This is a genomic window from Bradyrhizobium sp. CSA112 (genome assembly GCF_029051645.1).
In the GTDB taxonomy this organism is placed as follows: domain Bacteria; phylum Pseudomonadota; class Alphaproteobacteria; order Rhizobiales; family Xanthobacteraceae; genus Bradyrhizobium.
Window position 1 is genome coordinate 113,946 of sequence record NZ_JAACFS010000015.1, and the last position, 22,719, is coordinate 136,664.

Below are 22,719 nucleotides of genomic sequence, written 5' to 3' on the forward strand. Positions count from 1 at the left end.
CGCGTGCACTTGATTCGCATGGGTTCCGGATTTGTAGCGCTCGCGCTGTTCGCGGGCGCGCCTGCAATGGCGATCGATGCCGGCACAATCCCTCCCTCAACCGCCGACGCATTGGCACAAGCCGCCTCGCCGCAGGCGATTGCCGAATATCGCCGCAAGCTGAAGGAATATCAGGAAGCGCGCGCCGCGTTCGACGAGGAGGCCGGCGCCTATTGGGCCGCGATCTCCGAGAAGCGAAAGGGCCGCAACGCCAAGCGCCGGGAACGCCAGCCCATTACGCTGGCCGATTACGTGCTGACGCAGCCGCCGGTCTACACCGGTCCGAAACGCCCGGTTAGTCCGGAGCCGGAGGAAGAGAAGCCGCCGCGCAAGCCGCTGCCGGTGGTCGCCGATTTTCTGAAAGCGGCCGCCGACCATTTCCAGTTCGTGCCGCAGCGGCCGTCATCCGAGGTCGAGTTCAAGCGCGCCTATGCCCGCTACGCGCAGGCTGCGGGCCTCACGCGCGAGCAGGCGATTCGGGTCTATTCGTTCGAGACCGGCGGCAACGGCAATTACGACATGCAGTCGGGGCTGAGCGCCTCACGGCCGGGCTCCCGTGCGATCTCGACCGCGATCGGCTACAACCAATTGCTGACCACCAATAGCGTTGAACTATTGGCCGAACAGGGCCACGAGTTCATTAAGGAGCTGACGGCGCGGGCCGCGACGCTGTCGGGCGCGCCGCGCAGGGCGATGGACCACAAGCTTGCCGTGCTGAAAAAGATGGTGGCGTTCACGCGCACCGTGCCGGACACATGGTCCGAGCATGAGAAGCTCGCCAATACCCCGCAGGGCTGGGCGGTGCACGCCATGGTGCTCGATATCGACGTCGGGCCGATGCTGCAGACCCACAAGCTCTTGACCTCGGTCCATTTCGCGCGCGCCAAGGGCTACAATCGTCCGCTGACGGCCGCCGAGCTCGAAATGATGAACCTGACCGGCGACGGCACCGGCCTCGACATGGTGACCATGCCGCAGGCGATGCGCGAGCAGGTGCCGACCTCGAATTTCTTCCAGCGCGGCGGCTACGAGCGCAACCCCGTCGCGATCCGCCACAACACGGTGGCGAAACTGCTGGCTGTCACTGACGAGCGTATGGATTTCAACAGTAGCAAGCCTGGCGCGAAAGAGCTGGCAGCGGCGTTTTAGGGAGGTCCCCTCCTTCTCCCCTTGTGGGAGAAGGTGCCTTCACGAAGTGAAGGCGGATGAGGGGTTCTTTCCGCGGAGACAGACCCCTCATCCGGCTCGCCGCCGCTTCGCGCCGTCGATCCACCTTCTCCCACAAGGGGAGAAGGAAGAAAGGAAGCTCAATCCGACCCGAACATGAACTTGCCGTCGCTTTCCAGATAGGGGCCGGAGCGCATATAGAGCTGGCCGTTCTGGCCGATGAAGAACAGCGTACCCTTCGGCACCTTCTTGGCGCCCTTGAGCAGCAGGCCCGCATTGTTGGTGCCCATCTTGTACGCGAGCGTCTTGCCGTCCCTGCCGTAGGCATAGCCCATGTCCTGCCTCAGCTCCCAAGGCGTCGGCGCGGCGCCTTGCGCCAATGCGCCGGTCGAAAACCCCGCCAGGACGGCTCCCATCAAGACCGTCTTCGTTGAAATGCACGTCATCATTCATCCTCCCCACAGCCATTCGGCTTCTTGCCCCATGTTTTGAACAAATCACGAACGGCATTGTGCCGTCAATCGGCACCTTCGACGCATCACACCGCCCTTGAGACTTTGTGATTTCCCGCCTTCGACTTCCTGACTATGTTCCGGTTTCCAGTTACAAGCTTTGCATTGCGAAGAACGTCATAGGGATGATTCGTATGAACCACGTCATGAAAATCGGTTTCGGTGTTGCGTTGACGTTCATGACGTTGGCTTCGGCCGCAGCAGCCGACGATTTCAAGCTCTCCAACAACCAGCGGATCGCCTGCAGCCGCGGTTTGGCGCCGGGCAGGCTCAACACAGCGACGTGCAAGTCCTACGCGTATGTGCTCAACACCAAGACCTCCGAATATTACCGCTGCCAGGTCTCGCTCGCGCTGACGCGAGACAACAAGGAAGTCATCAACGTGCAGTCCGACGGCGGCTGCACCAAGAAGCCCCGCATCTTCGATACCGATTCGAACTATTCGTTCGACGCCACCGAAACCGAGGGGCCGAACACCAACACGTTCTTCGGCCCCGGCGGCTATGCGGTGTGGGCCAGCGACAACAATAACCTGAAGGTGCGCGGCTGCATCATCATCTCGTCCGGCCTCGGCTCCGACATCTCGAAATGCATCGACATGAAGTTCGAGTAAGCCGTATCACGGCATCTTGTCGGAGGCGGATGCGAGCTGAGGGCGGGAGCGAGCAAATTTCCGTACCGCCACCGGCTTGCCGAACAGATAGCCCTGGACCAGATCGAACCCCATGTCGTGGGCGGCGAGAAAGTCGCCGCGGGTCTCCACGCCCTGAGCGATGGCGCGGGCGCCGTTGTCGCGGGCCAGTTCGACGATGCGTCGGCACACCGTCTGCTTCAGCCGATCGTCCGCGCAGCCGTTGATGTATTGCTGGTCGACCTTCAGTTCGGCGAACGGGAAACTCCGAAGCTCCAGAAGGGACGGCCATTCCGCGCCGACATTGTCGATCGCGATCGCGATATTGTGCAGCCGCAGGCGTCTTGCGGCGTCCACCGCCAGGTCCGGATTGTCGATCACTTCGCTGCTGTTGATTTCGATTAAAAGTCCGCCGAAGGCCGGGTGGGCGGGCATGGCGCGGCACAGTTCGCGCACCGCCGCAGCATTGCCGAAGAACGATACCGGCAGGTTGACCGAGAGATCGACCGGGCCCTGGCTTTCCAGCAGATAGCGCCAGTCTTCGATGGCGCGGCCGACCACGAATTCGGACAGCGCGCGAAAATGCGGATCCTTGTCGTCGGGAATGAAATAGGCCGGCGGGACCACGCCCCAGGCAGGATGCCGCATCCGGACCAGCGCCTCCGCGCCGCTAGGCACCAGCGTGCGGGTGTTGATCTTCTGCTGATACCACAATTCGAGCCAGCCGGCCTTCAGGGCCTCGGCGACGTCGACGGCAGGGCTTGGCGCCGGCTCGGCCGGCAGCAGCGTCGCGACGCTCGCGCGCAGGCTGGCCGCGCCGAACGGCGTCTGGAGCGAGGGCAGCATGGCAATTCCGTATTCGTCGCCAATTTGCCTGACGGCCTTTACCATAATCGAGTCTGGTTGACCGATGACGAGGACTTTGCCGGCGAAATTTTTCCGGACGATGACCTCAAGAATTTCCCCGACATTGATCCCATCGACGCACACGCTGAGCACGACCAGATCCGGCTGCTCCGTCTGCAGCATCCCTGCCAACTCGCCGGCCTGACCGCATTCACTGGTGACGAAACCGAGATCCTCGAGGGCGTCGGAAAGGAACAATCGGAGGTGCTTTTTGCTGTCGACGACGCAGGCTCTCGGCGTCAGCTTCCTGTGCCCGAAGTGTGCTGCGCGCGTGTACCCGTTAAAGTTGATTTGCTCCATGGCCGCCCTCCCAACAGATACCCCGGCGCCATTGGTACATCCGCGTTGCGGTCGCAATAATGGAATTTTGCGGGAGGCCACATGATTACTTCAGTAGGGTTAAAGCCGCAGAGACGAATAAAATTTTAGGAAAACGGCCGGGCTCAGCAGCACATTGCCTGGGCCGGACAAGCCCATTCGTTGCTTTCATGGGCTTCAACGAGCTGGCGCCTTGCCTGGGCAATATTTGATCAGCGCCCTGCATGTTAACGCCTGTGGTCGCTTGCCGGCGCCGCGATGTTTCGTGGCTTGAGAAAACTTCTGCCGTGATGCCTCTGCCCTCCTTCGCAGGAGCAGCAATGATGCGATGCACGCGACTTTTCCTCTAAAAAAATGACCGCGGCCCTCGGTGGCCGCGGTCACTGCAATCTGCATTCCGGACATCGCTTCCGATCGTCCGGACCGCGAGGCCTAGCCGCCCACGCCCTTTTCCTTGAAGTATTTCAGCGCGCCGGGGTGGAACGGGATCGGCGAACGTTCCTGCACCTGGTTGTCGAGCGAAAAGCTCTCGGCTTCCTTGTGCACGGCGACGATGTCGGCCTTCTTCTCCACCAGCGTCTTGACGATGGTGTAGGCGTCCTCATTGCTCATCTTGTCGCCGGTGACGATCAAGTTCCAGACGTCGGTAATGGAATTGTCCTTGTCGTAGCCCGGATACGAACCCGCCTTGATCTTGCTGGAAGAATAGAGCTTGCCGTATTTCGCGTTCATCTTCTCGGCCAGGTCGCCATGGTCGATCAGCTTTATCTTCAGGCCGGGCGTCGCCGCGAGATCGGTGACCGCGGCAGTCGGGATGCCGCCGACCCAGAAGAACGCATCGATCTTGCGATCCTTGACCGCATTGACGGATTCGGCAACGCCGAGCCGCTCGCGCTTCATGTCCTTGTCCTTGTCGAGGCCAGCGGCCTCGATGACACGGAACGCCATCACTTCGGTGGCGCTGCCGGGCGACCCGGTCGAAACGCGCTTGCCCTTCAGGTCTGCCATGGTCTGGATGCCGGTGCCTTCCACCGTCACCACATGCATGCGGTTCGGATAGACCACGAGCAGCGCCTGCAATGGCACCTTGCCGCTCTTGAATTTGTCCTCACCCTTCAGCGCGTCGAGCGCGGCGTCGGCCATCGTGAAGGCCATCTCGCTCTTGCCTGCGCCGATCAGCTTGAGATTGTCGACCGAGCCGCCGGTGACCTCGGCGGTGGCCTGCACGTTGGGCAGGTTCTTCGAGAGCACGTTGGCGACCGCGCCGCCGAGCGGGTAATAGACCCCGCCGGTGCCGCCGGTGCCGATCGACATGGTCTTCTGCTGGGCATGGGCTACGCCAGCAAAGGCAAGCCCCAGTGTCATCGCCAGCATGGCTGTGGTTTTTTTCATTTTTATCTCCCTCAATTGCTTTCTTCTCTATGTTGTGAGCGCGGGTCGCTCTGGCGACCGCGTTCTGGCCTGCCACAGCAATACGCCGAAACCGATGATCAGGCCCGGCACATAGGTGTAGCTGATGTCGCGTCCGGTGATCCATTCGACGATTGCCTCAATCAGGCTCGGGAACACCAGCAGCAATCCGGATAGCAGAAGCAGGCCGCGCTCGACCGCTGTATTTTGTCGCAGCGCCCAGTTCTGGGCAAACGCAGCAAGCGCTAGCAGGCCCAGGCTTGTCTTGATCGTGATTTCGAGAATATCGACCCACGATCCGCCCTTGGGAATCGACATCAGCAGCCCTGCGCCCTGCGGGTCGAGCACAAATACGAACGGCACCAGAAACGCCGGCAGCGTGTATTTCCAGGACTGCAGGGTGGTCCTGTAGGGATCCCCGCCGGTGATGGCGGCCGCCGCGAACGGCGAGAGCGCCGTCGGCGGCGAAACCTCGGACAAGACGGCGTAGTAGAAGATGAACATGTGTGCGGCGTAGTCGGGCACGCCGAGCTTGATCAGCGCAGGCGCCGCGATCACCGCGCAGATGATGTAGGAGGCGGTCACCGGGACGGCGAGGCCGATGATCCAGACGATCAGCGATGTGTAGATCGCGGTCAACAATAGACTGCCGCCGGCATAGGCGATGACAATCGACGAGAATTTGAGGCCGAGGCCCGTCAACGTCACGATGCCGACGACGATGCCGGCGCAGGCGCAGGTGGTCGCGGCATTCAGCGCGCCGATCGAGCCGTCGGCTAGCGCCCTCACCAGTTTGCTCGGCACCAGCGCGGTCTCCCGGCGCAGGAAGCTCAACGCGAAGGTCACCACAATGGCGTAGAACACCGACAGCGATGGCGAGTAGCCGATGATCATGAACGCGACGACGGCGAGCAGCGAGATGAAGTGGAAGCCGTATCGCTTCGTCATCTGGCCGAGCGACATCTCCGTCGTGATGCTCACGTTCTTGGCATGGAATTTCTTGGCGTCCAGTTCGACCATGAACAATAGCGACATGTAGTAAAGACAGGTCGGAATGGTCGCCATCCAGATCACGTCGAGATAGCTGATCTTGAGAAACTCGGCGATCAGGAACGCGGCGGCTCCCAGCACCGGCGGCGACAGGATCGCGCCCAACCCGCCGGCTGCAAGCAATCCGCCCGCGGCGTTCCGCTCGAAGCCTGCCTTGGCCATCATCGGATAGGCCACGGTGCCGATCATGACGGTTGTGGCGACGCCGGATCCGGAGGGGCCACCGAGCAGGAACGACGACAGCACCACGGTGCGGCCGGCACTGTTCGGCTTGCCGCCCATCAGGGCCAGTGAGAAATCGATGAAGAACTTGCCGGCGCCGGAATGCTGCAGAAACGCGCCATAGATGGTGAACAGGATGATCAGCGTTGCCGATACGTCGACGGCGACACCGAAAATGCCCTCCAGCGTAATGAAGAGGTGACCGACGAGGCGGTCCAGGTCGTAGCCGCGATGGGTCCAGGGCGCCGGCAAATGCGGCCCAAGCATCGCATAGGCGATGAATAGTATCGATACCACCGGCATGATCGCGCCGGTGGTGCGCCGCGTCGCTTCCAGCAGCAGCACGATGAAGACAATGCCGACGATCACGTCCCAGCGGTCAGGCGTGGTGGCACGGTCGGTGAAATCTTCACCACCCCACAGCGCATATACGATGGTCGCGACCGCAACAATGCCGGGGACGACGTCCCACCAGCGCACGCGGTTGCGAAAGCGTGTCGCCAGCGGAAACAGCAGGAAGCTCAGAACCAGCGTGAACGCGACATGAGTGTAGCGAAGTTCCTGGGTCGGAACGATGGCGTAGGCCGCGTAGAGGTGAAACAGGCTCATGACCACGGCAATCGTGGTCGAGATTCTTCCCGCCCATCCCATCAGGCGGTTAGCCGCGCCCTCTTCCGCCTCGATGTAGGCTTCCGCCTTGTGCAAGGCTTCGTCCGAAACGGCGACGACCTCGTCATTGGGCGGTGTTGTCTTGTCTGCTGCCATGCTCTCCCCGGGAGATTCGTTAACTTACGCCCGGCTTCGGCCGGCCTTTCGCGGGCGCATTCAGTCCGGTTTGGGCGACCGTGGCAAGGGGCTTTTCGGACGATGTCCGAGCATCTTTTTTATCTATCGGACCGGTTGACCCGAGGTCCTCGTCCGTCCAATTTGCCGGCCAATTTCGCAGCCCGGATGGAGCCAACGGGTCGCGCGAATGCGCGCCCGATGACAGGCTCCGCGCAATCCGGGGACCTGCCAAACAAGATTCCCGGGTTTCGCTTCGCTTCACCCGGGCTACAAGAAAACAGAAAGGGAGAAGAAGTCGATGGAACGGCTCAAGGGCAAGACGTCGATGGTGGTGGGCGCAGGCTCGATCGGTCCGGGCTGGGGCAATGGCAAGGCGACCGCCGTGACCTTCGCGCGCGAGGGCGCGCAGGTGTTTTGCGTCGACCGCAACGCGGCTGCGGCGCAGGAGACCGTCGATATCATCACCGGCGAGGGCGGCAAGGCGACCGCCTTCACCGCCGACGTCTCGCGCGAAGCCGAGGTGGAAGCGATGGTGGCGGCGTGCCTGAAGGCCTATGGCCGCGTCGACGTGCTCGACAACAATGTCGGCATCGCCGAGATGGGCAGCGTCGTAGAGGTAAACGAAGCGAGCTGGGATCACGTCTTCGCGGTCAATCTCAAGAGCGCCTATTTCGCCATGAAGCACGTTATCCCTGTGATGCAGAAGCAGGGCGGCGGCTCGATCATCAATATTTCATCGATCGCCTCGATCCGCCATCTCGGGATTTCCTACGTCACCTACGGCGCCTCGAAGGCAGCGATGAACCAGATGACGCGCACGTCAGCCGTGCAGTTCGCGCGCGACCACGTCCGGGTCAACTGCATCCTGCCGGGCCTGATGAAGACACCGATGGTCGAGCACTCCGCCGGTCTTGCGGCCAGCTATTCTGCTGGCGACGTCGAGGCGATGTGGCGCGCGCGCGACGCGCAGGTGCCGATGGGGCACATGGGCGACGCCTGGGACGTCGCCAACGCCGCGCTGTTTCTGGCCTCCGACGAATCCCGCTACGTCACCGGGATCGAGCTGGTGGTCGACGGCGGGATTACGGTGAAGTCGAGCTAACCTACTGCGCCATCGCCAGGATGCCGCCAGCGAAGGAGTGCCAGAGCGGCGTGACACTGATCGGCCAGTTCAGAAACTTGATGGCGATCAGCGCAATGCCGCCGTAGACATAGACCGGATGCGGCCGGCCGCGCGTGCGCCAGTCGAAAACCATGGCGGCCACGAGCAGGAGATAGGCGACGATGGCCGGCGGGATGGTCACCGGCACCGGCGGCGGGCCAAGAGGCCCGGGAGGCGCCAGGAAGGTGAGGAACCAGCGCGCGACTGCAGCGTCGAGCAGCGAGATGCTGGCGAGCAGCATCAGCCGCTTGTGCGTTTCCGGCTCGCGGACGGCCGCAATGGCAGTTGCGAAAACCACGGCAAAGAACAGAATTCCGCTGAGCGGAACAATCGCGAATGCGATTCCTTCATTGGTCAATCCCGCCGCCGCCGAGCGCTTCATCGCGTTGACCGCGACCAGGAAGCCGATAATCGTCATCGCCGTTGCCAGGGAGACGCCGATCATGCCGATGGTGCGGTGCCGGGCGACTTTGCCTGACGCGGCAAGCCAGCTCTGGAATACGAAGTAAAGCGACCAGGCAAAAAACAACAGGCCGTGAAAGTGTACGATCGGCGAAGCCGAGAACGATCGCTTCGCCAGCGGCAGCCAGTAGGTCGGCGCGAAGCCGAGAAAGGCGACGGCCATGCAGGCCAGGGCCATGTAGAAGTAGAAATATCCTGATTGGGATTGCGCGATGATGCGCGGATTCAGGTCGGTCAATGTGGTCATGGTTGTTGAGTCCGCGAGAACTGCAAAAGGTTCACAGCAGATTTTCTCACGGATTGTATTCTTCCGTCTGTGAAGAGAATTACGTTTCCCGCGGGTCACGTTTCGGCCAAAATCTGTTCTTGTGCGAACGGGAAATTTGCAGGCTGCTTGTCGAAAACGCAGGTCGCTTGCTAGGATCGCGCCGCAATCGACAGCGCTTTCCGGATCAATTGATGCGAGGCTATCCCGATATCCGCAACCTGGTCGCGGCCTCTCTGCTGTGGATCGCGCTTGCACATGATGCGTCGGCGACCGGCGCCGAGCCGGTCAAGGATCTGAAGATCGACCCGGCGCAGTGCCTTGCTGCCGCCACCGCGCAGGACGACGCCAAGACGCTCAGCACGTGCGGCGCGCTGATCGACAATGCAAAGACCGAAAAGGCCGATCGCATCAAGGCGCTGATCGCGCGCGCCACCGCCTATGAACGCAAGGATATGATCGACCGCGCGGTCGCCGACTATGACGGCGTGTTGCGGCTCGATCCCGCGCACGCCGATGTTCACAACGCGCGCGGCGAACTCTGGCGCAGGAAGGGCGATCTGCCCAAGGCGGTGGCCGATTTTGCCGCGGCGATCAAGCTGAACCCGGATCACGTCACAGCCAGAGCCAACCACCGGGCGGTGGCGCAGGAAGCAGAGCGGCAGGGCGCGCTGAAGGCAGTCGCCGGCAAGCCGAGCTTCAATTGCGCGACCGCCCGCCGCAAGGTGGAGAAGGCGATCTGCGCCAATCCCGAACTCGCCGATCTCGATCGCGAAGTCCAGGGGGCGTATGAGAGGGCGGCCGCCGCGAAGATGACCCCGCAGCAGGCGCGCACATTGCGGCGGGAGCAGCAGGAATACCTTGCCCGGCGCAATGCGGAATACGGCCAGCCCGACTACGATCTGAAAAAGGCGATGCGCGACCGCCTGCAAAAGATCAACGGAATCGTCGGCTACTAGTGCTGCTGCCGGCATTTAGCCTGAATTGATCCTGGTGATGAGCCGGCGATTCGAACGTTTTCTGCGGCATCGTCGCGCCGAGCGACGATCTCGATCGATCCTCGGAGGAAACGGTTGAATTCGGCAATCCGCCCGGCCGGCAAGTCCCACGGCCCGCCGCGCTGCGAAGTCCAGAAATTCATGAAGTCGCGACCAAGCATGTTGAAGCGCGCGACAGCAACGCTTTCGGGATCTCCAAGCATGGCGGCGTATTGATCAGCTTCGTTCTCCCAGTCGTGCATCATGATGGTCAGCGTCGGACCATAAATGGGCGGCAATGCACGGAACCCGGCGGCTTCGATCCATGCCAGACCGGCCGCGGTCACCATGCAGCAGCATGATAGGCCACCGAAGCCGCCGCCTGTTATGCCTCTCGTGATCCACCAATCGTTCTGCCAATCTTCATAGCCGAACAGCATGCCCTCGAGCCGTTCGAAGTATTCATTCCAGCCGCCGGATTTGCCTGAGGCGTCCCAGATCAGTTTGCTCGCCCGGATTCGCCATTCTTCGCCCTTCGGCGTGTAGTAGACGATCCGTTGTCCAAGGTAAGTCTGACCATGGGACGTCCGAACCGGCTGATCGAACGGTTTATTGACTTCCTCGCTGTGAAGCACGCCCTTGGTCACCCAATGCTCAAACCGGTCCTCGCCCTCGAATGCCATCGGCGGATACAGACCCGACATGCGCGCCAGTTTCTTTCGGCCCTCCAGCAGCAGCGGCAGTTCGTACTCTGTGTGGGTCAGGTATGGCGTCCGATCGGATGACCGCCATCGGAACAGGCGGATCTCCAGATCTTTGGAATCCAATTGCGCTGCATCGAAGCTCACATTGAATGTCGCTACGATGGCTGCGAGCTCTTCATCATCCAGAAAGTAAGTTTTTCCAGCTCAGGGTCGTCGTCGGCCACTCCAGCCAGAATTGCGCGGAGCGCTTCCGGATCGTCGACAGGAAGCATCGCCTGCAGAACGGGACACCATTGCTCAAGGTCGAATGCTTCTATCAGGAAGTGGGACTGCGGCATGGGATTCCCTGTGAACTGCCCATCGATGAAGCCAGTTGTACCACCTAAGGGTGCTGGCACTTGTCAGCTTCGCGAAAGGCTACAAAAACGCTTTCATCATCGTTAAATTTCGGCAACCGGACCCGTGTTGACCGAACGCGATAAGGCTCCCCCTGGGCAGAAAATCCCTTCTTTTTTCTTGATCCAGATTAAGGTGGGCGTATCCCGGAACGGGAAGAACCGTGGCCGGTCACAAATGCACGGGAAGCGACGCCATGAACGTTCAGAACAACAGCCGCTATCACGAGGTCCATGCCCGGTCGCTGGCCGATCCGGACGGGTTCTGGGCCGAGGCCGCGCGCGAGATCGAATGGATCGAGCCGGCTAAAAAGATCTTCGATCCCTCGATGGACGCGTATGGCCGCTGGTTCGCCGGCGCCGTGGTCAACACCTGCTACAACGCGCTCGATCGCCATGTCGCGGGCGGACGCGCCGACCAGGTGGCGCTGATCCACGATTCGCCGCTGACAAATTCCATCTCGAAATTCACCTATGCCGAGATGCTGAAGGAGGTGCAGACGCTCGCCGCCGTCATGCAGAACCTTGGTGTCACAAAAGGCGATCGCGTTATCATCTATATGCCGCTAGTGCCGGAAGCGGTGTTTGCGATGCTGGCTTGTGCGCGGATCGGAGCCGTGCATTCGGTTGTGTTTGGCGGCTTCGCGGCGAAAGAGCTCGCCAGCCGCATAGACGATGCCAAGCCGAAACTGATCTTCTCGGCGAGTTGTGGAATCGAGCCAGGCCGCATCGTGCAATACAAGCCGTTGCTTGATGAGGCGATCCGGCTCGCCAGCGCGAAGCCGCAGTGTTGCATTATTCTGCAGCGGCCGCAGCACACTTGCGAGTTGCCGATCGGTCGCGATCTCGACTGGGCAATCGAGCGCAGTGCGGCGCTTGAGGCGGGAGCGACCGCGCCCTGCGTACCCGTGCTCGCCACCGATCCGCTCTATATTCTCTACACGTCGGGCACCACGGGAATTCCGAAGGGCGTCGTGCGCGACAATGGCGGGCATCTGGTCGCGCTGAAATGGTCGATGTTCAATCTCTACGGCGTCAAGCCGGGCGAGGTCTGGTGGTGCGGCTCCGACATCGGGTGGGTCGTCGGCCACAGCTACATCGTATACGGCCCGCTGATCCATGGCGCCACCTCGATCATGTACGAGGGCAAACCGATCGGAACGCCCGACGCCGGCGCGTTCTGGCGTGTCATTTCCGAGCACAAGGCAGTTGCGCTGTTCACCGCGCCGACCGCCTTCCGCGCTATCCGGAAGGAGGATCCCGACGGCGCGTTCATCCGCAAATGCGATCTGTCGAAATTCCGCACGCTGTTTCTGGCCGGCGAGCGCGCCGATCCGCCGACCGTGGAATGGGCGGAAGCGCAGTTGAAGGTGCCGGTCATCGATCACTGGTGGCAGACCGAAACCGGCTGGTGCATCGCCGGCAATCCGATGGGCCTCGGCATGCTGCCGGTCAAGCACGGCTCGCCGACGGTGCCGATGCCGGGCTATCAGGTCGACGTGGTGGACGAGGCCTCCAAGCCGGTGCCCGCGGGCACCATGGGCTCGATCGTGATCAAGCTGCCGATGCCGCCCGGCTGCCTGCCGACGCTGTGGCAGCAGGATGAGCGCTTCAGGGAAGCCTACCTCACGGAGTTTCCCGGCTACTACAAGACCTCGGACGCCGGCTACAAGGACGAGGACGGCTATGTCTGGGTGATGGGCCGTACCGACGACATCATCAATGTCGCCGGCCACCGGCTCTCCACCGGCGGCATGGAGGAAATTCTGGCTTCCCATCCCGACGTCGCCGAATGCGCGGTACTCGGCATTAAGGACGCGATCAAGGGCGAGGTGCCCTGCGGCTTCCTGGTGCTGAAGGCCGGCGTCTCGCGCGCGCCTGCCGAGATCGAAAAGGAAATCGTGGCGCTGGTGCGCGACAAGCTCGGCCCCGTCGCGGCCTTCAAGCTCGCGATCACGGTCGGGCGATTACCGAAAACGCGCTCGGGAAAAATCCTGCGCGGCACCATCAAGAAGATCGCCGACGGCGAGAGCTGGACCATGCCGGCCACCATCGAGGACCCCAAGGTGTTAGAGGAAATCCGCGACGCGCTGAAGGGCAGGGTGTAGGCGACTAGCTGTCATTCCGGGGCGATGCGAAGCATCGAACCCGGAATCTCGAGATTCCGGGTCTGGTGCTTGCGCACCATCCCGGAATGACGGTTCCTCGTCATGCCCGGGCTTGACCCGGGCATCCATCGCCTTCAAAGAGGCCGCCATCTTTTCGATGGATTGCCGGGTCAAGCCCGGCAATGACGAGATAGGAAAACAGGAGCCTTCCGCATGCAGTCTGGACCCGCAAGGCACTTCATCGCCCTCCTGCTCGCAGCGCCGCTTCTCACCGGCTGCCTTGAGCGCGGCCAGCCGACCATGGCCGACACCAGCGCGGACGACGACGCTTTTTGCCGCTCCAACAATGTTGCGGCAGGCTCGAATGATTATGTTAATTGCCGCAAGAACCGCGACGTGCAGCGCGGCAATGCCAACGCGCGCGCCGATCGCGCCCAGCGCAATCTCGCGGAGCACATGCTGAACAATCCGACCAGGCCATGATCAGGAGGCCCTCATGAACGAAGACGTCTTCAACGCCAGCCTGCGCAAATTCCTCAAGAAGGTCGGCATCACCTCGCAGCGCGAGATCGAAAAGGCCGTGCGCGACGCCATCGAGGCCGGCAAGCTGAAGGGTCACGAGAAGCTGCCCGCCAAAATGGTTCTGACCATCGGCGGCGTCAGCCTCTCGCATGAGATCGACGACGAGATCGAATTGGGTTGAGGAAGTCTCTTCCCCTCTCCCCTTGTGGGAGAGGGTGGCGCCGAACGAAGTTCGGCGACGGGTGAGGGGTTCTCTCCGCGGATGGAAAACCCCTCATCCGGCACGGACTTCGTCCGCGCCACCTTCTCCCACAAGGGGAGAAGGAAGAAGCGAGCGCCTTGCGAATGATCAAGGATTTGAAGCTGAAGGCTCGTCCACCGGCTCAAGCGCGGCACCCTGATCAAGAACATCCACCTTACGGACGATCCCGACGAGATCGAAGGCCGCACCGACAAGGTGAAAGGCCTGGTGCTGCGAACTGAGTTCTTGAAGAAGGCGTCCATCTTCGAATCGATGCTATAACGGCGGCATGGAACAACTTGCAATCAAGCTGCTGGGGTTTGCCGCCGCAACCTGCACGACGCTCGCTTATGCACCGCAGTTCGTGAAAGTCTGGAGAACGCGCTCCACCGAAGACATTTCGCTTGGAATGTTCTTCGTCATGGTGCTCGGCATCCTGCTTTGGCTGTTGTACGGCCTGCTTTCCGGTGATGCGCCGCTGATCGTTGCGAATGCGGTTACGATCGTTCTGGCCGGCGGAATCCTCTGGATGAAGCTGAAGTACGGTTGAAGCGGCTGTCAGCCGGCCCGCAGTGTTCGCCGCAAACAAAAACGCGGCAGGTTGCCCCGCCGCGTTCGGCATCAGCCGTAGCCGATAGCCTTACTCCTCGTCGTCGTCCTGCTTTTTGCCGCCGATCGTCTTCAGCTTGGCGAACACGGCATCGACATTGAGGTCGTCTTCCTTCCGCTCGCTCGGCTCGAATTCCGGCTCCTTCTTCGTGGTCTCGGAGGCCGGCAGCAGGGTGGCGCCACCGTAGGCAGCGGGGACCGGCTTTTCCTTGGCGGCGCGCTGCACTTCGAAATCGAGCTCGATCTGCGAGCAGAGGCCGAGCGTCACCGGGTCCATCGGGGTCAGCGTCGAGGCGTTCCAGTGGGTGCGGTCGCGGACTGACGCGATCGTCGTCTTGGTGGTGCCGACCAGGCGCATGATCTGCGCGTCCTTCAGCTCGGGGTGGTTACGGACCAGCCAGAGGATCGCGCTCGGCCGCTCGTGGCGGCGCGACACCGGGGTGTAGCGGGGGCCCTTCTTCTTGGCGGCCGGCGGCAGCACAACCTTGCTCTCGCCGAGCTTGAGGCGGTAGTTCGGGTCCTTTTCGCCCTTTTCGATCTCGTCGCGGGTCAATTGCCCGGTCGAAATCGGGTCCATGCCCTTGATGCCCTGGGCGGCGTCGCCATCGGCGATGGCGCGGACCTCAAGGGGGTGCATCTTGGTGAAATCGGCCACCTGGTCGAAGGTCAGAGCGGTATTGTCAACCAGCCACACGGCCGTCGCCTTGGGCATCAGCGGTGCATTGCTCATGGCAAATCTCCTTTGTGCCTCGCCCACCTCTTTCGGAGGCGAAGCCTATGGTCATCGGTGATGACGGGAATTAAGGCGCTATATACGCCTTCCATCCCCTTTGGCGCAATGGTCTGCTAAAGTGCCTTGACAGAGGCCGAAAGCAGTCCCAAGTCCTTATCCGAATTGGCCGTTCCCTGCCCGCCGGCTAGGGGTGATTCGGTCCCGGAATAGCCCCTAATGTCAGCCAAACCAGACCTTAGAATCGTGCTTTGTTCCCCCCGTGGCTTCTGCGCGGGGGTGGTGCGGGCCATCGATACCGTCGAGCGGGCGCTCGCCATCTACGGCGCCCCCGTCTATGTCCGCCACGAGATCGTGCACAACCGCTACGTCGTCGACAGCCTGAAGACCAAGGGCGCGATTTTCGTCGAGGAACTGGCCGAAATCCCCGACAATACCAACGCGCCGGTGGTGTTTTCCGCCCACGGGGTTCCGAAGTCGGTTCCGGCCGATGCCCGCGCCCGCAATTTCTTTTCGCTGGACGCCACCTGCCCGCTGGTCACGAAGGTGCACCGCGAGGCCGCGATCCACTTCAAGCGCGGCCGTGAAATCCTGCTGATCGGGCATTCGCATCACCCCGAGGTGGTCGGTACGCTCGGCCAGTTGCCGCTGGGCGCGGTGACGCTGATCGAGACCGCGGAAGACGCCAAGACCTTCACGCCGAAGGATCCGAACAACCTCGCTTTCGTGACGCAGACGACGCTGTCGATTGACGACACGGCGGAGATCGTTGCGCTGCTCAAGGAGCGTTTCCCGAACATCAACGGGCCGCACAAGGAAGACATCTGCTACGCCACCACCAACCGCCAGCTCGCGGTCAAGAAGGTGGCGCCGGTGGTCGATGCGCTGATCGTGGTCGGCGCGCCGAACTCGTCGAACTCACAGCGCCTGCGCGAGGTCGCCGAGCGCGAGGGCTGCCCGGTCTCGGTGCTGGCGCAGCGCGCCTCGGATCTCGACTGGTCGCGCTTCGAGGGCATCAAGAGCCTCGGCATCACGGCGGGCGCGTCCGCGCCGGAAGTGATCGTCGAGGAAATCATGGGCGCCTTCGCCGAGCGGTTCGAATTGCATGTGGAGACGGTGTCGGCTGCGGAGGAGAACGAATTCTTCCCGCTGCCGCGTTCGCTGCGGCCCGAAGCTGCCGCCGAGTAGTCGCGATGGCGGTTTACACCGACGTCGCCGCCGAAGATCTCGCGGAGTTCCTGAAGGGCTACGACATCGGCGAGTTGCTCTCCTACAAGGGCATCGCGGAGGGCGTCGAGAACTCCAACTTCCTGCTGCATACCAGCAAGGGCGCCTTCATCCTCACGCTCTATGAAAAGCGCGTGGCGGTGGCCGACCTGCCGTACTTCCTGTCGCTGATGGCACATCTGGCCGAGCGCGGCGTGCGCTGCCCACAGCCGGCGAGGAATCGCAAAGGCGAGGTCTACAGCGAACTGGCCGCGCGTCCGGCGGCGATCATCAACTTTCTCGAAGGCATGTGGCCGCGGCGGCCCAATGCCGCCCATTGCGCCGGTGTCGGCGAGGCGCTGGCAAAGATGCATGTGGCCGGCCGCGACTTTCCGATGTTCCGCAAGAACCCGCTATCGGTCGAAGGCTGGCGGCCGCTGTTCGATGTCGCCGCACCGCGCGCCGACAGCGTCGCGCCTGGTCTGCATGACTTCATCGCGCGCGAGCTCGATCATCTCGAAGCGTGCTGGCCGAAAGATCTTCCGCTCGGCGTCATCCATGCCGACCTGTTTCCCGACAACGTCTTCTTCCTCGGCGACAAGCTGTCGGGCCTGATCGACTTCCCGTTTTCCTGCAACGACATCCTGGTCTACGACGTCGCGATCTGCCTGAACGCGTGGTGCTTCGAGCCGGATCATTCCTTCAACGTCACCAAGGCGCGTGCATTGCTCAATTCTTACGGCCGCGAGCGGCAATTGTCTGAAGCCGAGCAGGAGGCGCTGCCGCTGGTGGCGCGCGGCTCGGCGCTGCGCTTTCTGCTGACGCGGCTGGTCGATTTTCTCAACGTGCCGCCGGGCGCGCTGGTGAAGCCGAAGGACCCGCTCGAATACGTCCGCAAGCTGCGCTTCCACCAGAACGTCGCCAGCGTGCGCGATTACGGCCTGACCCAGCCCGGATTTGCCGCTTGAGTGAATTGCCTCACGTGACGGTTTTCACCGACGGCGCCTGCTCGGGCAATCCCGGGCCCGGCGGCTGGGGCGCCATCCTGAAATTCGGCGACAAGGAAAAGGAATTGAAGGGCGGCGAGACGCACACCACCAACAACCGCATGGAACTGATGGCGGCGATCTCGGCACTCGAAGCACTGAAGAAGCCGTGCGTGGTCGATCTCACCACCGACAGCCAGTATGTGCGTCAGGGCATCACCGGCTGGATCCACGGCTGGAAGCGGAACGGCTGGCGCACCTCGGACAAGAAGCCGGTCAAGAACGTCGATCTCTGGCAGCGCCTCGACGCCGCGCTGAAGCCGCACCAGGTGCGCTGGCACTGGATCAGGGGTCACGCCGGCCACGCCGAAAACGAACGTGCCGACCAGCTCGCGCGCGACGGCATCGCGATGGCGCGGTTGCAGGAGAGGGTAGGGAAGTAGGTGCCTCTTTCCCCTCTCCCCTTGTGGGAGAGGGTGGATCAATCGCGCAAGGCGCGATTGAGACGGGTGAGGGGTTCTTTCCGCGGAGACAGACCCCTCATCCGGCGCTTCGCGCCACCTTCTCCCACAAGGGGAGAAGGGGAGAAAGGGAGAAAGGCCGCTGCTACTCAGCCGTCATTGCGAGCGAAGCGAAGCAATCCATAGCGCCGCAAGCGTTGGAAGTGGATTGCTTCGTCGCTATCGCTCCTCGCAATGACGGGGCTGCTCTTACAACTGCCCCAGCAGCGTATCGCCGCCGGATACCTCGACCTTGCCCGGCGCGGGCTCGAGGTTCAGCTTCTTCACCACACCGTCGTCGACCAGCATCGAATAGCGCTTGGAGCGGATGCCGAGGCCGTTGCCGGAGGCATCCAGCTCCATGCCGATCGCCTTGGTGAAGTCGGCATTGCCGTCGGCGAGGAACACGGCCTCGTCGCGCTGGTCGGTGTCGCGCTTCCAGGCGTTCATGACGAAGGCGTCGTTGACGGAAACGATGGCGATGGTGTTCACGCCCTTTTCCTTGATGGCATAGGCGTTGAGGAAGATGCTCGGCAGGTGCATCTTGTGGCAGGTGCCGGTATAGGCGCCGGGCACCGCGAACAGCGCGACCTTCTTGCCCTTGAAAATATCGTCGGTGGTTTTGACCTGCGGGCCTTCTGCGGTCATCACGCGAAACTTGGCTTCCGGCAGCTTGTCGCCAACTTGGATCGTCATCGTCAATTCTCCCTCAATGTGCGGGTGTTTCTTAGACCGGGCAGGTGACCGGCACAATATTCAGGGAAGGAGAAACGGCAACAGTCGAGACCGTTCACGCTTGCGTCATCACGGCGAAAAGCCGCCTTCATCGAGGAATGCCTGCTCCTCGGGCGTAGTGGCGCGGCCCAAGAGGCGGTTGCGGTGGGGGAAGCGGCCGAAGCGGCGGATGATGTCGGCGTGGTGTTCGGCCCATTTCAGGCTTTCGGTATCGCCGGCGGCGCGCGACAGCTCGATGCAGCGCAACTGGTCGGACAGGTGCTCCGAATGCATGAAGGGCAGATAGAGGAATTGACGCAAAGCGGGATCAATCCGCGCGTCCACGCCGCGATCGACCGCGCGGTGCGCCACTTCGCACGCGAGGCGGTCGCTGGCATAGGTCCTGATGTCGCCGCGGAACATGTTGCGGGGAAACTGGTCGAGCACGATGACGAGCGCCAGCGCGCCGTCATCGCTTCCTTCCCATGACGATAATTCACCCGCTGCCGCGTTCTGCCACAGGCCGAGAAAGCGCAGGCGCACCTCCGCGTCGAAGGCATCGTCGCGGGTGTACCAGCGGTCGGGGCCGGCGTCACGCCAGAACGCCAGAATCCCGGCCGGCGTGACGGAAGCTTCAACCATGGATCAGGGCCCGCACGCTCCTCAAGCCGCGGCCTTTTTCTCGTCGCGCAGTTCGCGACGCAGGATCTTGCCGACATTGGTCTTGGGCAGATCGGTCCTGAACTCGATCTGCTTGGGGACCTTGTAGGCGGTGAGCTGCGTGCCGCAGAACTTGATGACGTCGTCGGCCGAAAGGTTCGGATCCTTCTTGACGATGAACGCCTTCACCGCCTCGCCTGATTTCGCGTCAGCAACCCCGATCACGGCGCATTCCAGCACGCCCGGATGGCTTGCGATCACTTCCTCGATCTCGTTCGGATAGACGTTGAAGCCCGAGACCAGGATCATGTCCTTCTTGCGGTCGACGATCTTGGTGTAGCCCCGCTCGTCCATCACGCCGATGTCGCCGGTGCGGAAGAAACCGTCCGCGGTCCTGACGTTCGCGGTCTCCTCCGGCCGGTTCCAGTAGCCGGTCATCACCTGCGGACCCTTGGCGCAGATCTCGCCGGGCTGGCCGAGCGGCACTTCCTTGCCGTCGTCGTCGCGGATCGAGATGTAGGTCGACGGCACGGGAATGCCGATCGAGCCGGAGAACTCGTCGGTGTCGGCAGGGTTGCAGGTCAGCACCGGCGAGGTCTCGGACAGGCCATAGCCCTCCGACAGTGCGCAGCCGGTGACCTTCAGCCATTTCTCGGCGACGGGCTTTTGCGTCGCCATGCCGCCGCCGAACGAGGTCTTCAGCTTGGAGAAGTTGACCTTGTCGAAGCCCGGCGCGTTGAGCAGGGCGTTGTAGAGCGTGTTGACCGCCGGGAAGCTGTTGACCTGGTATTTCATCAGCTCCTTGATAAAGCCCGGTATGTCACGCGGATTGGGGATCAGAAGATTGACACCGCCGGCGCGCACCGCCATCAGGAAGCACGCCGTCAGCGCGAAGATGTGATAGAGCGGCAGCGCGCAGACGATAAAGAGCTGGTCGACATGCGGCGGCTTCTTCAGCGCCGGTTGCAACCAGGCGTCGTTCTGCAGCACGTTGGCGAGAATGTTCTTGTGCAGCAGCGTCGCGCCCTTGGAGACGCCGGTGGTGCCGCCGGTATATTGCAGGAAGGCGACGTCCTCGCGCGTGAGCTGCGGCTTGTTGAGTTTCATGCCGCGGCCGGAGGCAAGCGCCTCGTTGAATGGGACCGCGCCCGGGATCGACCAGGCCGGCACCATCTTCTTCACCTTGCGGACTACCAGGTTGACGATCACGCCCTTGAAGCCGAGCAGGTCGCCCATGCTGCCGACGATCACGTGCTTGACCGAGGTCTTTGCGATCACCTGCTGAACGGTGGTGGCGAAATTCTCCAGCACGATGATTGCTTCCGCGCCGGAATCCTTGAGCTGATGTTCGAGCTCGCGCGGGGTGTAGAGCGGGTTGACGTTCACCACGGCGTAGCCGGCGCGCAGCACGGCGGCGGTCGAGACCGGATATTGCAGCACGTTCGGCATCATCAGCGCGACGCGGGCGCCCTTTGGCAGGCCCTTGCTCTGCAGATAGGCGCCGAGCGCGGCCGACATCTCGTCCAGGTCGCGGTAGCTGATCGACTTGTCCATGCAGATGAACGCCTTGCGGTCGGCGAATTTCGCAAAGCTTTCTTCCAATAGCTCGACCAGCGACGAGTATTGGGTGACGTCGATATCGGCTGGCACGCCGGCCGGATATTGCTTGAGCCAGATCCGCTCCATGGTATTTCCCCTCCGGTTGTTTCCCTGTTCTTGGCCGGGCACGCCTTGTATTTTGGGCAGTATTGTGAATGCCGCAGCCGATGGCAAGCGGCTGTGCGTTGTCGACGCATTCAGCGATCTGGAATAGTTCGGCTGAATGGCAGGAAAACTGCCAAATTACGCGGCTTCGTGGGCCGTTAACCAGCCGGCTTGGTTTCGCCCTTGGGTTTAGCGGCGGCCTTCGGCTTGGTCGGCTTCGGCACGGGCTTGTCTCCGACGGCCGCGGGCTTGGCGGCTGCGGGTTGGGCGGCTGGCTTTCGTTCGGCCGCGGCTGCCGGCTTTTTTTCGGCCGAGGCGGCCGGCTTGGCGGCAGCATCCGGCTTGGCGTTCGCATGCCTGACCGCAGCGGGCTTGGCTACCGGCTTTGCGTTGGCTTCAGCCTTGGGCGCTGATGCAGCGTCGGGCTTCTTCGCGGCAATCTTCGATTTCTTGCCGCGCTTTGCCGACGCCGCCTGCTTCTCGGCCTCCGCCGCAACGGCCGCGATCAATGCGGCGCCGGACTTGGTTGGACCGGTATAGACCGGAACAGGCTCGGACGGCTCTGCCGCGGCAGCCAGCAGATCCGCAGGTTTGATGGGGTGCTGAAACCCCGCCGTGAAGAAGGTCACCGCAGTCTCGCCGGTGGAAGCGCTACCGTTGCTGGCGACGACGTCGGCGTCCTCGTCGGTGGCCGGCCGCTTGCGTTTGCCGTTGCACATTTCGTCGCGCAGGTTCGGCGGCGATGCATCGATCGGAACCAGATTGTCGACAGTGCCGAGCGTGGGCTTCAGCCAGCCCAGCCCGTTGCCGAAGCCGCGCTCCAGCAATTGCGCCGCTCGAACGGCGCGCGCCTGTCCCGACGAAGCGCCGAGCACGACGGCGATCAGCCGCTTGCCATTGCGCGTCGCGGAGGCGACCAGATTGTAGCCGGAAGCGCAGATGAAGCCGGTCTTGAAACCGTCGGCGCCGGGATAGCGTCCGATCAGCTTGTTGAAATTCTGCGTCACCCTGCGACCGTAGCGGATCGAGGGAATCTGCATGAAGTATTCGTATTCCGGCAGGTCGCGAATGACGGCGCGCGCCAGCATCGCGAGATCGCGCGCCGAGGTGACCTGTCCGTCCGCCGGCAGGCCGTTCGGATTGACGTAGCTCGTCTGCGTCATGCCGAGCCTCGAGGCGGTCTGGTTCATCATGCCAGAGAAACCGTCGACCGATCCGCCGACGCCTTCGGCGAGCACCACGGCCATGTCGTTGGCCGACTTCACCATCATCATCTTGAGCGCGTTGTCGACGGTGACCTGGGTGCCCGGAGGAAAACCCATCTTGGACGGTGACTGCGAGGCGGCGACCGGCGACACCGTCAAGAGCGTATCGAGCGACAGCCGTCCTTCCTTCACGGCCTTCAGCGTGACGTAGGCAGTCATGATCTTGGTCACCGACGCGGGATACCAAGGCATGGTGGCGTTGTCGGCCTGCAGGACCTTGCCGGTATCGGCCTCGACGACCAGCAGCGCTTCGGCGTGCACGACGCGCGGCGTCACGACGACAAGCGCCGCTACAAGGAGGATCCAGTTCACTGACGGATGGCGAAGCAGCGGGCGAAGAAAATGCACTTTTCCGTTCCGGTCCTTTGCGACCCGCCTTCGAGAAGGAGGTCCTCTAGATCTAGCGTTCGGGTTTCAAGCGTGTCCGGCGCCGTCGCGTTGCGCGCAGTGCGCAAACCTATACCGGC

General features: G+C 62.4%; 23 protein-coding genes and 1 pseudogene. 12 read left to right on the forward strand and 12 right to left on the reverse strand.

Annotated elements, in window-relative coordinates; all coding sequences use genetic code 11:
- Positions 1-66: 66 nt before the first annotated feature.
- Positions 67-1,188 (forward strand): hypothetical protein, encoded by a 1,122-nt coding sequence (locus tag GWE18_RS23725; protein WP_275188159.1) that lies wholly within the window; start codon positions 67-69, stop codon positions 1,186-1,188.
- A gap of 158 nt (positions 1,189-1,346) precedes the next feature.
- Here the strand turns inward: GWE18_RS23725 and GWE18_RS23730 are convergent, their stop codons facing one another.
- Complete coding sequence (locus GWE18_RS23730) at positions 1,347-1,652, reverse strand: hypothetical protein (RefSeq protein ID WP_275188111.1); 306 nt, start codon at positions 1,650-1,652, stop codon at positions 1,347-1,349.
- 200 nt (positions 1,653-1,852) lie between these two features.
- Here GWE18_RS23730 and GWE18_RS23735 point away from each other — a divergent pair, with 200 nt between their 5' ends.
- Positions 1,853-2,332 carry a hypothetical protein gene (locus GWE18_RS23735; protein WP_275188112.1) on the forward strand — a complete coding sequence of 160 codons (480 nt, stop codon included), beginning with the start codon at positions 1,853-1,855 and terminating at the stop codon, positions 2,330-2,332.
- A gap of 6 nt (positions 2,333-2,338) precedes the next feature.
- Here the strand turns inward: GWE18_RS23735 and GWE18_RS23740 are convergent, their stop codons facing one another.
- From GWE18_RS23740 to GWE18_RS23750, 3 genes are all read right to left on the reverse strand, one after another.
- Entirely contained in the window at positions 2,339-3,556 is a 1,218-nt protein-coding gene (locus tag GWE18_RS23740) for an EAL domain-containing response regulator (RefSeq protein ID WP_275188113.1), read from the reverse strand.
- A 450-nt stretch (positions 3,557-4,006) separates the two neighbouring features.
- On the reverse strand, positions 4,007-4,966 hold the full coding sequence (locus GWE18_RS23745; protein WP_275188114.1) for a TAXI family TRAP transporter solute-binding subunit: 960 nt from the start codon (positions 4,964-4,966) through the stop codon (positions 4,007-4,009).
- A 27-nt stretch (positions 4,967-4,993) separates the two neighbouring features.
- Positions 4,994-7,021, reverse strand: coding sequence for a TRAP transporter fused permease subunit (locus tag GWE18_RS23750; protein ID WP_275188115.1), 2,028 nt, complete (start codon positions 7,019-7,021; stop codon positions 4,994-4,996).
- A gap of 319 nt (positions 7,022-7,340) precedes the next feature.
- On the opposite strand from GWE18_RS23750, the gene GWE18_RS23755 reads away from it, so the two are divergent.
- A complete protein-coding gene (locus GWE18_RS23755; RefSeq protein ID WP_275188116.1) occupies positions 7,341-8,144 on the forward strand; it encodes a glucose 1-dehydrogenase in 804 nt (267 codons plus the stop codon).
- Position 8,145: 1 nt separating this feature from the next.
- On the opposite strand, the gene GWE18_RS23760 is transcribed toward GWE18_RS23755, so the two are convergent.
- Entirely contained in the window at positions 8,146-8,913 is a 768-nt protein-coding gene (locus GWE18_RS23760; RefSeq protein ID WP_275188117.1) for a hypothetical protein, read from the reverse strand.
- 212 nt (positions 8,914-9,125) lie between these two features.
- Here GWE18_RS23760 and GWE18_RS23765 point away from each other — a divergent pair, with 212 nt between their 5' ends.
- Complete coding sequence (locus GWE18_RS23765; RefSeq protein WP_275188118.1) at positions 9,126-9,890, forward strand: tetratricopeptide repeat protein; 765 nt, start codon at positions 9,126-9,128, stop codon at positions 9,888-9,890.
- Here GWE18_RS23765 and GWE18_RS23770 read toward each other — a convergent pair.
- Both GWE18_RS23770 and GWE18_RS23775 read right to left on the reverse strand, forming a co-directional pair.
- A complete protein-coding gene (locus tag GWE18_RS23770) occupies positions 9,887-10,735 on the reverse strand; it encodes a hypothetical protein (RefSeq protein WP_275188119.1) in 849 nt (282 codons plus the stop codon). The two genes, GWE18_RS23765 and GWE18_RS23770, sit on opposite strands and share 4 nt — an antisense overlap.
- Before the next feature lie 32 nt (positions 10,736-10,767).
- Positions 10,768-10,950 carry a hypothetical protein gene (locus GWE18_RS23775; RefSeq protein ID WP_275188120.1) on the reverse strand — a complete coding sequence of 61 codons (183 nt, stop codon included), beginning with the start codon at positions 10,948-10,950 and terminating at the stop codon, positions 10,768-10,770.
- A gap of 254 nt (positions 10,951-11,204) precedes the next feature.
- On the opposite strand from GWE18_RS23775, the gene GWE18_RS23780 reads away from it, so the two are divergent.
- The 5 genes and pseudogenes from GWE18_RS23780 to GWE18_RS23800 all read left to right on the forward strand — a co-directional run bounded on the left by GWE18_RS23780 (position 11,205) and on the right by GWE18_RS23800 (position 14,428).
- On the forward strand, positions 11,205-13,115 hold the full coding sequence (locus GWE18_RS23780; protein ID WP_275188121.1) for a propionyl-CoA synthetase: 1,911 nt from the start codon (positions 11,205-11,207) through the stop codon (positions 13,113-13,115).
- A gap of 300 nt (positions 13,116-13,415) precedes the next feature.
- The gene (locus GWE18_RS23785) at positions 13,416-13,598 is read left to right on the forward strand and encodes a hypothetical protein (RefSeq protein ID WP_275188160.1); all 183 of its coding nucleotides are present in this window, start codon (positions 13,416-13,418) and stop codon (positions 13,596-13,598) included.
- Positions 13,599-13,611: 13 nt separating this feature from the next.
- Positions 13,612-13,818 (forward strand): DUF6494 family protein, encoded by a 207-nt coding sequence (locus GWE18_RS23790; protein WP_275188122.1) that lies wholly within the window; start codon positions 13,612-13,614, stop codon positions 13,816-13,818.
- A gap of 164 nt (positions 13,819-13,982) precedes the next feature.
- Positions 13,983-14,160: pseudogene (locus GWE18_RS23795) on the forward strand (PhnA domain-containing protein).
- Positions 14,161-14,167: 7 nt separating this feature from the next.
- On the forward strand, positions 14,168-14,428 hold the full coding sequence (locus GWE18_RS23800) for a SemiSWEET transporter (protein ID WP_275188123.1): 261 nt from the start codon (positions 14,168-14,170) through the stop codon (positions 14,426-14,428).
- 90 nt (positions 14,429-14,518) lie between these two features.
- On the opposite strand, the gene GWE18_RS23805 is transcribed toward GWE18_RS23800, so the two are convergent.
- Entirely contained in the window at positions 14,519-15,217 is a 699-nt protein-coding gene (locus GWE18_RS23805; RefSeq protein WP_057854706.1) for a cell cycle transcriptional regulator TrcR, read from the reverse strand.
- 219 nt (positions 15,218-15,436) lie between these two features.
- Between GWE18_RS23805 and ispH the strand changes: the two genes are divergently transcribed.
- From ispH to rnhA, 3 genes are read left to right on the forward strand one after another with little or no spacing between them, the layout of a single operon-like run.
- Positions 15,437-16,405, forward strand: a complete 969-nt coding sequence (gene ispH / locus GWE18_RS23810; RefSeq protein ID WP_275188124.1) for a 4-hydroxy-3-methylbut-2-enyl diphosphate reductase — start codon at positions 15,437-15,439, stop codon at positions 16,403-16,405.
- 5 nt (positions 16,406-16,410) lie between these two features.
- Positions 16,411-17,391, forward strand: a complete 981-nt coding sequence (locus GWE18_RS23815) for a homoserine kinase (protein ID WP_275188125.1) — start codon at positions 16,411-16,413, stop codon at positions 17,389-17,391.
- Positions 17,388-17,852 carry a ribonuclease HI gene (rnhA, locus tag GWE18_RS23820; RefSeq protein ID WP_057854709.1) on the forward strand — a complete coding sequence of 155 codons (465 nt, stop codon included), beginning with the start codon at positions 17,388-17,390 and terminating at the stop codon, positions 17,850-17,852. Before GWE18_RS23815 ends, rnhA begins: the two co-directional genes overlap by 4 nt.
- A 267-nt stretch (positions 17,853-18,119) precedes the next feature.
- On the opposite strand, the gene GWE18_RS23825 is transcribed toward rnhA, so the two are convergent.
- The 4 genes from GWE18_RS23825 to GWE18_RS23840 all read right to left on the reverse strand — a co-directional run bounded on the left by GWE18_RS23825 (position 18,120) and on the right by GWE18_RS23840 (position 22,600).
- On the reverse strand, positions 18,120-18,605 hold the full coding sequence (locus GWE18_RS23825; protein WP_275188126.1) for a peroxiredoxin: 486 nt from the start codon (positions 18,603-18,605) through the stop codon (positions 18,120-18,122).
- 108 nt (positions 18,606-18,713) lie between these two features.
- Positions 18,714-19,265 carry a DUF924 family protein gene (locus GWE18_RS23830; RefSeq protein WP_275188127.1) on the reverse strand — a complete coding sequence of 184 codons (552 nt, stop codon included), beginning with the start codon at positions 19,263-19,265 and terminating at the stop codon, positions 18,714-18,716.
- A gap of 21 nt (positions 19,266-19,286) precedes the next feature.
- Positions 19,287-20,969, reverse strand: coding sequence for a long-chain fatty acid--CoA ligase (locus GWE18_RS23835; RefSeq protein WP_275188128.1), 1,683 nt, complete (start codon positions 20,967-20,969; stop codon positions 19,287-19,289).
- 176 nt (positions 20,970-21,145) lie between these two features.
- On the reverse strand, positions 21,146-22,600 hold the full coding sequence (locus GWE18_RS23840; RefSeq protein ID WP_275188129.1) for a D-alanyl-D-alanine carboxypeptidase family protein: 1,455 nt from the start codon (positions 22,598-22,600) through the stop codon (positions 21,146-21,148).
- Between the last annotated feature and the right edge of the window lie 119 nt (positions 22,601-22,719).